Consider the following 12632-nt stretch of genomic DNA (forward strand, 5'->3'; position numbering starts at 1 on the left):
ACGGAGGGACGGGCGGCTCACTTGAGCAGCCGCGACAGCCGCCGGTCGGCGAGTACCTTGCCGCCGGTCTGGCACGTCGGGCAGTACTGAAAAGACTTGTCGGCGAACGACACTTCCCGGACCGTGTCACCGCACACCGGGCACGGCAGACCGGTACGGGCGTGCACCCGCAGGCCTGACCGCTTCTCCCCCTTCAACGTGGCCGCCTGCTGGCCGACCGACCGCGACACCGCGTCGCTGAGCACCGAGATCATCGCGTCGTGCAGCGCCGCAAGCTGTGCATCGGTCAGCTTGTTCGCCGTTGCGAACGGCGACAGCTTGGCGACGTGCAGGATCTCGTCGCTGTACGCGTTGCCGATGCCTGCGATCACCTTCTGGTCGGTGATGACGGTCTTCACCCGGCCGCCCTGAGCCGCCAGCACCGCAGTCAGGCCGTCGCGCGACAACTCCAGCGCATCCGGCCCCAACGCCGCGATCTGGGGGACCGTCGAGGGGTCGTCGACCAGCCAGACCGCCAACCGCTTCTGCGTGCCTGCCTCGGTGAGATCGAATCCCGGGGCCGGTCCGCCGGCGACATTTAACCCCGGTGCCGCGCCAGGTGTTCCCAAATGCACCCGCAGCGCGATCGGACCCTTACCCGGTTTCAGCGGCGCCGCGGCCAGCTGGTCGGACCAGCGCAGCCAGCCCGCCCGGGACAGGTGGGTGATCAGGTGAAGGTCGCCGACCTCGAGTCCGAGGTACTTGCCCCACCGGTTGGCGCCGGTGACGTCGCGGCCGTGTAGGGCCGTCGTCGGCGGATCGAACGTCTTGAGCACGGAAAGAGCGGACACGTCGACGCGTCCGACGGTCAGGCCGACGGCGTGCCGACGGAGGTGGTCAGCCAGCGCCTCGACCTCGGGCAGTTCGGGCATGAACCCAGTGTGCCTGTCAGGCTCGGGTCACGCGCTGGGGGTTCGCACGATCAGCGACAGCGCCCAGCTGACGAACGACAGCACGATCGCCGCCCAGATCGCCGTCCACCAGAAGTCGTCGATGTAAAGGCCCCAGTGCGTCGTGTTCTCGGTGATCAAGGAGGTGATCCAGAGCATCAACGCGTTGATCACCACGTGGAACAGGCCGAGCGTGAGGATGTAGAGCGGGATCGAGATGAGCTGCACAATCGGTTTGATGATCGCGTTGACGAGCCCGAAGACGACTGCGACGACCAGGATGATCCCGACTCTCTGCAGAGTGGTGTCGCCGCCGACGAAGTCGATGCCTGAAACGACGAGCGTAACTATCCACAAAGCGAATCCGGTCAACGCCGCACGCAGCAGAAATGCCATCCGCCGATCCTATGCTGGCCGCAGCAGATACGTGTCCATGATCCAGCCGTGGGCCGCCCGTGCCTCGGCGCGCAGCTCGGCGATCTTCTCGCCGACCTCGCCGACGGCGCCCGACACCAGCAATTCGTCGGGCGTGCCGAGGTAGGCGCCCCACCAGATGCGGGTCTGCGGCGGACACGACCGGAACGCGCACTCGCCGTCGAGCATCACCACGACGCTGCCCGCCAACCCGTCGGCGGCCAGCCGCCTGCCGGTGGTGATCAACACGGGTTCACCGATGTCGTTGAGCGGGATGCGATGTCGGGCCGTCAGCGCCTGGATCGCGGTAATCCCCGGAATGACGTCGTAGGTGATCTCCACGCGCTCCGCGACCTTTTCCAGGATCCGCAGCGTGCTGTCGTACAGCGACGGGTCGCCCCAAGCCAGAAAGGCGCCGACGCCCTCAAGTGCGAGTTCACGCTCGATCGCGTCCGCCCAGACGGCGGCCCGCGCCGAATGCCACTGCGCGACGGCCTGCCGGTAGTCGGTGTCCTTGGCTCGCTGCGGGTCGGCGAGTTCGACGAACCGGTAGCACGGATCCACGATGAACCGCTCGCAGATCTGCCGACGCAAGGCCACCAGATCGTCCTTCGCTTCCCCTTTGTCCATCGCGAAGAAGACAGCCGTGTCGTTGAGTGCGCGGACAGCTTCGGCCGTCACGTAATCGGGGTCGCCCGCCCCAATGCCGATGACGTGGATCCGACGGGTCACGCCCGTGAGTATGCGCTAATGCTCTCCGCCCCTGGTGCGCCGGAGTTCCTCCGCACGCTCAATGTCCTTCTCTTCGGCTTTCTCGTTCTTGTCGAGAACGCGGGTGTCGCGCGGCGGCAACTGAATGTCGCGCTCGGCGGGCAGCCCCGCCTGCAGCTGACGGCCGCGTTCGAGTTCGGCGTCCAGTTCGGCGCCGAACAGCAAGGCCAGGTTCGTGATCCACAGCCACAACAGGAAGACGATCACCCCGGCGAGCGCGCCGTAGGTCTTGTTGTAGCTGCCGAAGTTCGCAACGTAGAAGCCGAACAACACCGACGCCGTGATCCACATGAAGATTGCGAACCCCGCCCCGATGCTCATCCAGCGGAACTTCGGCTGCTTCACGTTCGGGGTGGCGTAGTACAGCACGGCCACGGCTAGAACGACGCACACCAGAATCACCGGCCACTTGGCGATGTTCCATATCGTCACGGCGACCGATCCCGCTCCGATCGCATTGCCGACGGTTTCGGCTACCGGCCCGCTGATCACCAGCATCACCGCGACAGCGGTCGCCAGTAGCAAGCCTGCCAAGGTGAGAACGAGCTGCAGCGGCCGCAGCTTCCAGACGGGGCGGCCCTCGTCGATCTCGTAGATCCGGTTCATCGCACGTCCGAATGCGCCGACATAACCAGACGCCGACCACAGCGCCGCCAGCGCGCCGGTGATCAGCGCGACGCCCGCCGACGGCGAAGCCACCAGCTGCTCGATGGTCGGACGCAGCAGGTTCATCGCGTCGCCGGGCACCACGCCTGCGGCCATCTCCAGCACCGCGTCGACGGTTCGGCGGCCCTGTCCGACAACGCCAAGCAGCGAGACCAACACCAACAGCGCTGGAAACAGTGACAGCACCGCGTAGTACGTCAGCGCCGCGGCGAGGTCGGTGCACTGGTCCTGCTGGAATTCCCGCGCGGTCTTGCGAAGGACGTAGAACAGCGAGGGCTTGGTGAGATCTGTCGGCGATTCGGGTTTGCGCGGATCGTCGGGTTCGGGTGGGCGGCTGCTTTCATTCACGTCAAGGGCCATACGGGCCGGTACCCGCTGACAGTCGCGTCAAACGATCACAAATCGAAGTATCCGGTACCGCGGGTATTGACATCTTTTGTCCGGCGTCCCTACCGTTGAGCCACAACACCCATAACGAGGGAGATGCGGATGACCGCCTCGATGAGGCAGCAGCCAGCAGCCACCCGCCAAGAGTTCGCCGAGCGTCTGCTCAAGGGCTCGGTGAAGAAGTCTTACGCGCCGGTGGTCGACATCGACTGGGATGCGCCACTCGATCCAGACAAGTTCTTCCTGCCGCCGAAGAGTGTCTCCCTCTACGGCACCCCGATGTGGGACGCGATGACCCGTGAGCAGCAGATCGAGCTGTCCCGCCAGGAATTCGTCAACACCCTGTCGGCCGGCATCTGGTTCGAGAACATCCTGAATCAGGCACTGCTGCGCAAGATCATGCACCAGGATCCGACGTCGCGATCCACGCATTACGAGTTGACCGAGCTCGGCGACGAGACCCGGCACATGGTGATGTTCGGCAAGGCGATCGAGCACGTCGGCGCGAAGCCGGTGCAGCCGCGCTGGTGGCACCGTGTCGTCATCAATGCTCTGCCGCTGGGTTTCAAGGGTTCCGTGCTGTGGGTCGCCGCGTTGATCGGCGAGGAGATCTTCGACTCCATCCAGCGGCGGATGATGGACGACCCCGAGTTGCAGCCGATGGTTCAGCGGCTCATGCGAATTCACGTGACCGAGGAAGCCCGGCACATCCAGTTCGCCCGCGACGGGCTGCGCAAGCGCACGCCGACCATGGGCCGTCCCGTCAGGATGTGGGTGTCCAACATCAACGGCCTTGGCGGATACTTCTTCCGTTACCTGTTCACCAGCAGGGTCCCGTACCTGCGCGTCGGGCTCGACGCAGACCTGGCCCGGCAGCTCGCCAGAACCAGCCCGCACCGCCAGGAGGTTCAGGTTGCGGGTTTCGCTCCGCTGGCGGCGTTTCTCGATGAGGTCGGTCTAATGGGACCGATTGCGCGCCGGTTGTGGCGACGCACCGGTTTCCTGCCGCAATGACGGAAGGTCGCTGCCACGACGTCGTCGTCGTCGGGGTGGACCGCGCCGAGAAACGACTCACCAAGGCAGGCATCACCGGCAGCGCGGTCATCGACGCAGACGAGCTCGACGGCGCCTCCTTCGACGAGGCCACCCACACCTGGACGCTGTCGACGTGCCGGGCCAGGGTCGTCGTCACCGACCAAACCCGGTCGGGGCGCGAGGATCTCGCCCCCTACCTCGGCGTCGCCGTGCACGGTGTGCCGAACTATTTCATGGTCACCGGTGTCGACGCCGTCGCCGACGCACGACTGGACTACATCGCCGAGTGTCTGCGGCTGATGCACCGCACGGGCAGCACCCGCATCGAGGTGCTGTTCAGCACCCAACGCACCTTCGACTTGCGCGGAGCCGACAAATCCGACCGCGCGGACGCGTCGTACTGGCGGCGGATGGCGAAGGCGGCGCCGAGCGCGTTCGACATGAGCTCAGACGTCGGCGTCGTCGACGAGATCTACGACGGGGCAGCAACACTCCTCCTCGCCGATGACCCACGCCGGGTGCGGGTGCGGCTGTCCGGTCGCCTCGATCCCATCGATGGCCGATATCATTGGCAGGGAACGGTTTTCGATGAGCTATCCGACGAGGTGCTGACCGGGCCGAAGCCGGTGACGTTGACGATCGGCGATCGCAGCGCGCAGTGCCGGGTCACCGAACGAACACCGCAGGGCAGGTACTCGGTTGTCGGTGTCGGGACGCCGCCCTATGCCCTCGACGATGTCGAGGTCGTCGTGCCGAGCCGGTAGCGCGGCGCGACGACGAGAAGCACGACCGCGAACACCGCTCCGACGACGCCGGAGACGAGAAGCGGCAGCCTGCCGTCCGTCCCCCAAAGCAGACCCGCCCATATACCTGCGATCAAGATCGCAAAACCGCTGGCGCCCTGGAAAATTCCTTGCGCGCTGCCCTGCAGGTCGGGTCCGACGAGCGACGAAATCCACGCCTTCGCAACGCCATCGGTACATCCGGTGAAGAGGCCGTAGACGGCGATCAGCACCCACGCCACAACGGTGTCGGTGGTCAGCCCGAGGCCGATGTAGCCGACGGCGAAAAAAGTCAGACCGATTCCGAACACCGCAGGGCGCGGGATGCGGTCGGCGAGCAAACCGGCCGGATAGCTCGACAGGGCGTAGACCAGGTTGTAGCCGACGTAGGCCAGGATCACCTCGACGACGGAGAAGCCGATCTCGTTGAGCCGCAACAGCAGTAGCGCATCCGGGAAGTTGACGATGCCGAAGGCGACCAACAGCCCGGTGACCCGCCAGTACCCGTGAGGCAGCTCCCCCACCCGCGCGAAGATCGCTTTGTGTTGTGCAGGCACCGCCCGCCGCGTCTCGCGCACCAAAAAGACCAGGGCGACGCTCAATACGCCGGGAATCACCGCGACCCACAGCAGCGGCGCGATCTGATGGTCGAGAAGCTGGTAGCCGGCCAGCCCCAGTAGCGGGCCGACGACCGCACCGAAGGTGTCCATGGCGCGGTGGAATCCGAACACCCGCCCCCGGGCGGCGTGGTCGATACCGTCGACAAGCAGAGCGTCGCGGGGTGCTCCGCGAATACCCTTGCCGAGCCGGTCGACCACCCGGCCAGCCAGCACACCGGGCCATCCGGTGGCCGCCGCGACGATCACCTTGCCCAGCGCCGCCATGCCGTACCCGGTCGCGATCAACGGCCTGCGGGCATAGCGGTCACCCAAGGGTCCCGCTGCCAACTTGGTCAGCGATGCCGCGCCCTCAGCGACGCCTTCCACCGCGCCTACGACTGCCGGGGGCGCGCCGAGTACCGAGGTCAGGTAGATCGGCAGCAGCGGATAGAGCAGTTCGCTTGCGGTGTCCTGCAGAAAGGAGACGGCGGACAGCACCCGCACGTTGCGGGTCAGCCAGCTGGGCACTGCTACATGATGCCCGAAGGCTAGCTGAGGTCTTCGTCGGTCAGCGCCGCGAAGCCCTTGGCCTGGCCACGCGCCAGCACCGCCCGCACGAGGCCGACGATGACGCCCTGTACCGCAGCGGCGATGAACACCTCACGCGCCGAGCGACTCAGGTCCTTGGGATCGGGCTCCTCGTCGTCCGGGTTCACCCGCTGCCAGATCTCGGTGAAGATCTTGCCGGCGATCAGCCCGCCGAGGACGCTCATGCCGATCGAGAGAGGCTTGTACAACGCTTTCGACGTGCTCATGGCCAACGACGTTCCCCCGGAGGGAGGCGCCGAAACACGGCAGCGTCAATTAGAACGCGTTCTAGTATGCGGGCATGCGGTTCACCTACGCGGAAGCGATGACCGACCCGATCTATTACATACCGCTGGCCAAGGCCGCCGAGGACGCCGGCTATCACGCGATGACGATCGCGGACAGCATCGCTTACCCTTTCGAGTCGAACTCGCCCTATCCCTACACCCCCGACGGCAACCGCGAATTCCTCGATGGCAAGGCGTTTGTCGAAGCGTTCGTCCTCGCGGGTGCGTTGTGCGCGGTGACGACAAGGCTCAAATTCAACTTCTTCGTGCTCAAGCTGCCGATCCGGCCCCCTGCGCTGGTGGCCAAGCAGGCCGGTTCGCTTGCGGCGATCTTCGGCAACCGGCTGGGGCTCGGCGTCGGCACCAGCCCGTGGCCCGAAGACTACGAACTGCTGGGCGTTCCTTTCGCCAATCGCGGCAGGCGGATGGACGAATGCATCGACATCATCAGGGGTCTGACATCGGGTGAGTACTTCGAGTTCCACGGCGAGTTCTACGACATCCCGAAAACGAAGATGACCCCCGCTCCGTCCGAACCGATTCCGATCCTCATAGGCGGGCACGCGGAAGCCGCTCTGCGCCGTGCGGTCCGTTGCGACGGATGGATGCACGGCGGCAGCGGTCGCAAGGAACTCGACCGACTCATCGGCAGGCTGAACGAGATCCGTGCGGAGCAGGGCCGCACCGGCCCGTTCGAGATCCACGTCATGTCCGCCGACGCATACACCACAGACGGGATCAAGCGGCTTGAGGACAAGGGCGTCACCGACGCCATCGTGGGCTTCCGTAACCCCTACGTGATGGGCAGCGACATCGAGCCGTTGGACGCCAAGGTCCGCAGCCTCGAAACGTTCGCCGAGAAGGTGATGGCCAACGTCTGACGGTTGCGAAAGCGGCGGGTCATTCCGCTGGGAAGACGGTTGCCCGGCACAGCTATGGGTACCCGAATAAATGATGCTTCCTAATAGCGGTCTTTCGGGCGACGAACTACGTGGGGTCGTGGCAGTGGGCGCTTCCGCGGGCGGGGTGGAGGCGCTCACCGACTTCGCGTCCGGTCTGCCTGCCGATTTGCCGTACGCGGTTCTCATCGCTTTGCATATCCCGCCTACCGCGCCGAGTGTGCTGGCCAGCATCATCGACCGAAGCGGGCCGTTGCCTGCCGTTTCAGCCACCGACGGTGACAAGTTGGAGGCTGGAAAAATCATCGTGGCGGTCCCCGACCGGCATATTCTGACCAATGACCATCGGGTGGTGCTGACGGAGGGGCCTGCGGAGAACGGCCACCGCCCCGCGATCAATGCCCTTTTCCGATCGGTGGCTCTCAGTTCGGGCCACACATCCATCGCGGTCGTGCTGTCGGGCATGCTGGACGATGGTGTCGCCGGGGCGGCGGCCATCAAAGCCAGAGGCGGCATCACCGTCGCACAACGGCCCGCCGACGCCGTCTTCCCGGCGATGCCGCAGAACGCGATCAACGCAGGCGTTATCGATTATCAAGCTGCCGCCACCGAGATCGGCCCCCTGCTCGCGCAGCTGGCCGATCGCGAATTTGAGGAGCGGGCCATGGAACCCGACGCCAGGCTGGAACTGGAAAACCGGATCGCGATGGGAAGCAAGTTCTCGCTCGAGTTCGACGGCGAATCATTGGGACCGCACTCGGGGAACATCTGTCCGGATTGCGGTGGCTCGCTGATGGTCACGGCCCAGAACGGTTTCCGATGTCGAGTCGGACACGCATGGACCGGAGAAGCGCTTCTGCAGGCGCGCGAGCAGGAGGTCGAACAGGCGATCTGGGTCGCCCTCCGCAGCCTGCAGGAGAAGGCACGATTGGCGCGCAAGATGGCGGACCACGTCGGCACAGGCGTGTTGCACCGGCGATACTCGGAGTCGGCCGACGAGGCCGAGAACGCAATGTCGATCATTGGCAGCCGCCTGTCGGGGATTACCCGTTCGGCGGGTGAACGCGGTGACGAGTAGCTCAGCGTCCAAACTGGTCGTCGGGTCGGACACCGTCGGCCGAATCATCGTGTTGACCCCCGATGGTGTGCTCGACGCAACGACCTATCTTTACCTGCGCGACAACATCATCAAGGCCGCTCTGGACGATCCTCGAGCGGTCGTCGTCGACGTCAGCGGATTACTCGTTCCGCGAGAATCCGCCCTGGCGGTCTTCACCAGTGCCCGTTGGCACGTCGAGCGTTGGCCCGAGGTACCGATTCTGTTGGCCTGTGACCGCGGTTCGGGGCGCGACGCCCTGACCCGCAACGGGATCACCCGCTATGTCCCCGTTTATCCGAGCGTCGAATCTGCTTGTAGTGCGTGCGCTTTCGCCGGATCGCGGCTGGGCCGCCAACGTGTACGCATCGACCTGCCTGCTCACGCCACCAGCCTGCGGCGGTCCAGGGAGTTCGTCGCGGAATGGCTGCAGGCGTGGTCGATGCCGGACTGGATCGCGGTGTCAAAGATAATCGTGACGACCTTTGTCGAGAACGTCCTTGCACACACCACCTGCGACCCCCGGCTTCGACTGGAGACTGACGGCGAAACCGTGATGGTGGCAGTGGAGGACTGCAGCCACTCGCAGGCCAACGTTTCCGAGTGGTCGCAAGCCACGGGTAGGCCGTCGGGGCTGAACATCCTCAACGCAATGTGCCGGATGTGGGGCAATTCGCCGACCCCGACGGGTAAGACGGTGTGGGCTGTCATCGGCCCCGAGAACCGGCTGTAGGCGCGAGTATGTTCGACCTCGCGGTACAACCTCCGCGGACAGGGGCCAGGGGTGGACGAGGATGGCCAGACAGACGACAAGTTCGAGGCTCTGCTGCGATACCTGAGGGATCAACGGGGCTTCGATTTCACCGGCTACAAGCGCGCCTCGCTGATGCGGCGAGTGCGGCACCGGATGAACCAAGCGGGCCACACGACGTTCGACGAATACCTCGACACGCTCCAGACCAGCCCTGACGAGTTCGTCGCCCTGTTCAACACCATCCTGATCAACGTCACCTCGTTTTTCCGTGACTCGGACGCGTGGGAATACATCCGCGCGGATGTCATACCGGCGATACTGGCCGCACGCGGTCCCGCCGACCCGATCCGCCTGTGGAGTGCCGGCTGTGCGTCGGGTCAGGAGCCGTACAGCCTGGCGATGCTGCTCGCCGAGGCGCTCGGCCCCGACGCGTACCGCCAGCGCGTCAAGATCTACGCCACCGACATCGACGAGGATGCTCTCGCTCAAGCGCGAGCCGCGGTCTACGACGCCAAGCAGGTCGACTCGGTGCCCGAGGATCTGCGGGAACGCTACTTCGATCGGAGCAACGGGAGTTTCGCGGTCAACAAAGACGTTCGGCGTGCCGTCATCTTCGGCCGCAACGACCTGGTGAAGGACGCGCCGATCTCCAGGGTCGATCTGCTGTCCTGCCGCAACACGCTGATGTACATGAACGGGGAGACACAGCGAAACGTGTTGAACCGGTTGCACTTCGCCCTTGCGCCGCGAGGCTTGCTGTTCCTGGGCCATGCCGAGATGTTGTTGAGTCATGGCGACCGATTCCCCCCCGTCGACTTGGGCAACCGCATCTTCCGCAAGGCACTGGGTACGCACACAGGCGCCACGCATTTCGACTTGTCGGCGCCGACCGTCCGCCATGGCGACCTGTCCACCCTGGACCCGATCCGCGAGTTGGCGTTTCGCGTCAGTCCGGTCCCCGAGATCGTGGTCACCGGCGAGGACACCGTGGCGATGATCAACCACCAGGCCGAAGCCATGTTCGGCCTGTCGACGCGCGACATCGGACGGCTGCTGCGCGATCTGGAAGTGTCCTACCGGCCGCTCGAACTTCGTACCTATATCGAGCAGGCGAAGGTCGAGCGCAGGTCGGCCCGGGTTCAAGACGTCAAGTTGACGCGGCCGGGGCGCGACACGGCATGGTTCGAGGTCCACATCAATCCATTGGTCGCCCCGGAGCACGGGCTGCTCGGCGTCTCCATCGTATTTTTCGACGTGACCGCGAACCGGGCACTGCTGGACAAGGTCTTGCAGACCAACCACCAGCTCGAGGCGGCCTACGAGGAGTTGCAGTCGACCAACGAAGAACTGGAAACCACAAACGAGGAACTGCAGTCGACGGTGGAAGAGCTCGAGACCACCAACGAGGAGTTGCAGTCGACGAACGAAGAACTCGAGACGTTGAACGAGGAGTTGCAGTCGACGAACGACGAGCTGCACACCATCAACGACACCCTGCGCGACCGCAGCGTCGAGCTGAACGAAGCCAGAAGCTTTCTCAATTCCGTTGCCAACTCGGTTCATTCGGGGCTGGTGGTGATCGATCGGGAAATGCGCGTGATGGTGTGGAACCAGGCCTGCGAAGAACTGTGGGGGCTGCGAGCGGCAGAGACCGTAGGCACCGTTCTCACGTCCCTCGACATGGGACTGCCCCTGGACGAGATCAAGCCGATGATCGGCCACGCCCTCGTCGACTCGGACAGCGTCGGAGAGACCGTCGTCGACGCGGTCACCCGTCGCGGCCGACACGCTAGTGTCCGCGTGACGTGCACGCCGTTCCGGTCATCGGAGGCCATCGGCGGCGCGTTGCTTCTGATGGAGGTGCAGCGCTAGTCCTGCCGACGCGCGTCGGCCTCTCCCGCGGCCGCCTCGTCGACTGCCGCTCGATCGTGGCGCGTCGCCTCGTCGCGGTGATGTTCGGCGGCGTCCTGGTGGACCTCGCCGGAGCCGTCCCCGGCCAGCATCGCGGCCTGCTCGTGAGCGGCCGCTGCTCTGCGATGAGCGTGGCTGGCGTCTATATGGCGTTGCGCGGAGGCATGGTGCGCCTCCTCGGCGCGCTTCAGCGCTTCGCCGGCCCGTTGATGCGCGTGTTTCACGGTCTGCTCGGTCACCGGCAGACCGTCGGCCAGCTCGGCGCGTCGTTGCTCCAACTCCTTGGCGCGCGCCCGGGCCCGGTCGCCGCGGGCGGCGAAGTCGGGCAAGGGCTCAGTGGCCATGGTCGCACCTTGTGTGCCGTGGTAGTTATCTGCTGACGGTACGCTGACCCACCGATTCGACGCGGTCACGTTCGCAGGGTCTCGTGCGGGCTTTGCCCGAAGGTCTGCCGGTACAGCACCGCGAACCGTCCGGTGTGCATGAATCCCCAGCGCGCGGCGATCTGGGCCACGGTCTGCTCCGGGCGTTGCGCGGCCAGCAGGTCTCGATGGGCCAGATCCAGCCGCACATTGCGCAGATATTGCAGCGGCGTGCAGTCAAGATGACGGCGGAACATGTATTGCACGGCGCGAGGTGTCACGTGAACGGCCCGCGCGATATCGGCCAGCGCAATGTCGTTCGCGGCATTGGCCTCGATATAGGAGAGCGCGCGACGGAGCAGCGCAGGACCGGAATCAGTGCGATCATAGGAACGCGGTTCGGGGATGATCGTGTTCGGGAAAGTGGACAAGGTGACCGTTGCCAGTAGTCGGCTGCAGTGTCCGAGCACCAGCGGTGTGGCCGCATTGTCATCGGCCAGCACGCAGTCTTTGACGTAGGAGACCGTGTCCGTCCAGAGTCGGGCCACCGTCTCGTCGGCAGGGCGGAAACTCGAAAAACGGATCACCGGCGCATGACCGTCCGTCGTGGCGCCCGCGACGTCGGCGACAAGATCAGCATCCAGCAACATCGTCGTGGAGTTGATGTCCACGAAGTGCGCGGAGTAAGGCAGATCCGGCTGGGCCAGCACCGTGACCTCGCCTTCGACGGCTTCGCCGGAGAGCCCGCCGCATTGACTGGACACCTTGCCGTTGCGGGCCCAAACGGTGACGACTTTGTTGAGCGGGTCAGGCTCGGCGTGCAACTCGCCAGGCAGCTCGATGTCGTCGACGGCCACCGCCCCGATGTCGACGCGGGCGTGGGTGAGCGACGCGTTGTGCGGCGCACTCTCCTCGAGTCGCATCCGGACGCCGTAGGCGGAGTCCAAATACTTCGCAATCTCTGCCGCGTCGAACAACTCCGCCCGCGATCGCACGGGCGGGTGCACCTTGGCATGGCCGATGTTGATGATGATCACCTCTTGAGGTGACAGGTCCCTCAGGGCGCAAGGCTCGACCCCCTATGGCCGACACGATACGCGGCATCGGGTGCCAGGGTCGGCCGCCAGTGAGGCCGCAGTCAGTGAGGTCACA

General features: G+C 65.3%; 14 protein-coding genes and 1 pseudogene. 6 read left to right on the plus strand and 9 right to left on the minus strand.

Translation table 11 applies throughout. The features are described 5' to 3' along the window. Positions 1 to 17: 17 nt before the first annotated feature. The 5 genes and pseudogenes from QOJ24_RS09975 to QOJ24_RS09995 form a co-directional block, all read right to left on the minus strand. Positions 18 to 506: a zinc finger domain-containing protein gene (locus QOJ24_RS09975; protein WP_526260865.1), complete on the minus strand. Its 489-nt coding sequence runs from the start codon at positions 504 to 506 to the stop codon at positions 18 to 20. 162 nt (positions 507 to 668) lie between these two features. Continuing rightward, a pseudogene (locus QOJ24_RS09980) lies at positions 669 to 911 on the minus strand (DNA-formamidopyrimidine glycosylase family protein); the annotation flags it as partial. 27 nt (positions 912 to 938) lie between these two features. Then, positions 939 to 1325 carry a phage holin family protein gene (locus tag QOJ24_RS09985; RefSeq protein WP_526260830.1) on the minus strand — a complete coding sequence of 129 codons (387 nt, stop codon included), beginning with the start codon at positions 1323 to 1325 and terminating at the stop codon, positions 939 to 941. A gap of 9 nt (positions 1326 to 1334) precedes the next feature. Further along, positions 1335 to 2075, minus strand: coding sequence for a precorrin-6A synthase (deacetylating) (gene cobF / locus QOJ24_RS09990; RefSeq protein WP_526260831.1), 741 nt, complete (start codon positions 2073 to 2075; stop codon positions 1335 to 1337). Positions 2076 to 2090: 15 nt separating this feature from the next. Further along, a complete protein-coding gene (locus QOJ24_RS09995) occupies positions 2091 to 3140 on the minus strand; it encodes a YhjD/YihY/BrkB family envelope integrity protein (protein WP_526260832.1) in 1050 nt (349 codons plus the stop codon). Positions 3141 to 3269: 129 nt separating this feature from the next. Between QOJ24_RS09995 and QOJ24_RS10000 the strand changes: the two genes are divergently transcribed. Both QOJ24_RS10000 and QOJ24_RS10005 read left to right on the plus strand, forming a co-directional pair. Next, complete coding sequence (locus QOJ24_RS10000) at positions 3270 to 4181, plus strand: diiron oxygenase (RefSeq protein ID WP_526260833.1); 912 nt, start codon at positions 3270 to 3272, stop codon at positions 4179 to 4181. Then, the gene (locus QOJ24_RS10005) at positions 4178 to 4966 is read left to right on the plus strand and encodes a DUF4873 domain-containing protein (RefSeq protein ID WP_526260834.1); all 789 of its coding nucleotides are present in this window, start codon (positions 4178 to 4180) and stop codon (positions 4964 to 4966) included. Before QOJ24_RS10000 ends, QOJ24_RS10005 begins: the two co-directional genes overlap by 4 nt. On the opposite strand, the gene QOJ24_RS10010 is transcribed toward QOJ24_RS10005, so the two are convergent. Further along, a complete protein-coding gene (locus QOJ24_RS10010; protein ID WP_526260835.1) occupies positions 4924 to 6111 on the minus strand; it encodes an MFS transporter in 1188 nt (395 codons plus the stop codon). The two genes, QOJ24_RS10005 and QOJ24_RS10010, sit on opposite strands and share 43 nt — an antisense overlap. A gap of 20 nt (positions 6112 to 6131) precedes the next feature. Then, complete coding sequence (locus QOJ24_RS10015; protein ID WP_526260836.1) at positions 6132 to 6398, minus strand: DUF4235 domain-containing protein; 267 nt, start codon at positions 6396 to 6398, stop codon at positions 6132 to 6134. 74 nt (positions 6399 to 6472) lie between these two features. Here QOJ24_RS10015 and QOJ24_RS10020 point away from each other — a divergent pair, with 74 nt between their 5' ends. From QOJ24_RS10020 to QOJ24_RS10035, 4 genes are all read left to right on the plus strand, one after another. Then, complete coding sequence (locus QOJ24_RS10020; RefSeq protein WP_526260837.1) at positions 6473 to 7339, plus strand: TIGR03619 family F420-dependent LLM class oxidoreductase; 867 nt, start codon at positions 6473 to 6475, stop codon at positions 7337 to 7339. 70 nt (positions 7340 to 7409) lie between these two features. After that, a complete protein-coding gene (locus QOJ24_RS10025; protein ID WP_526260838.1) occupies positions 7410 to 8435 on the plus strand; it encodes a chemotaxis protein CheB in 1026 nt (341 codons plus the stop codon). Further along, positions 8425 to 9186, plus strand: coding sequence for an STAS domain-containing protein (locus tag QOJ24_RS10030; RefSeq protein WP_526260839.1), 762 nt, complete (start codon positions 8425 to 8427; stop codon positions 9184 to 9186). Before QOJ24_RS10025 ends, QOJ24_RS10030 begins: the two co-directional genes overlap by 11 nt. A 51-nt stretch (positions 9187 to 9237) precedes the next feature. Further along, positions 9238 to 11079 carry a CheR family methyltransferase gene (locus QOJ24_RS10035; protein ID WP_526260840.1) on the plus strand — a complete coding sequence of 614 codons (1842 nt, stop codon included), beginning with the start codon at positions 9238 to 9240 and terminating at the stop codon, positions 11077 to 11079. Here the strand turns inward: QOJ24_RS10035 and QOJ24_RS10040 are convergent. Both QOJ24_RS10040 and QOJ24_RS10045 read right to left on the minus strand, forming a co-directional pair. Continuing rightward, positions 11076 to 11462, minus strand: a complete 387-nt coding sequence (locus QOJ24_RS10040; RefSeq protein WP_526260841.1) for a hypothetical protein — start codon at positions 11460 to 11462, stop codon at positions 11076 to 11078. The genes QOJ24_RS10035 and QOJ24_RS10040 overlap by 4 nt on opposite strands. Positions 11463 to 11527: 65 nt before the next feature. Continuing rightward, positions 11528 to 12517 carry a helix-turn-helix transcriptional regulator gene (locus QOJ24_RS10045; protein WP_526260842.1) on the minus strand — a complete coding sequence of 330 codons (990 nt, stop codon included), beginning with the start codon at positions 12515 to 12517 and terminating at the stop codon, positions 11528 to 11530. Positions 12518 to 12632 lie beyond the last annotated feature (115 nt).

Source organism: Mycobacterium sp., from assembly GCF_032159775.1.
GTDB lineage: Bacteria > Actinomycetota > Actinomycetes > Mycobacteriales > Mycobacteriaceae > Mycobacterium.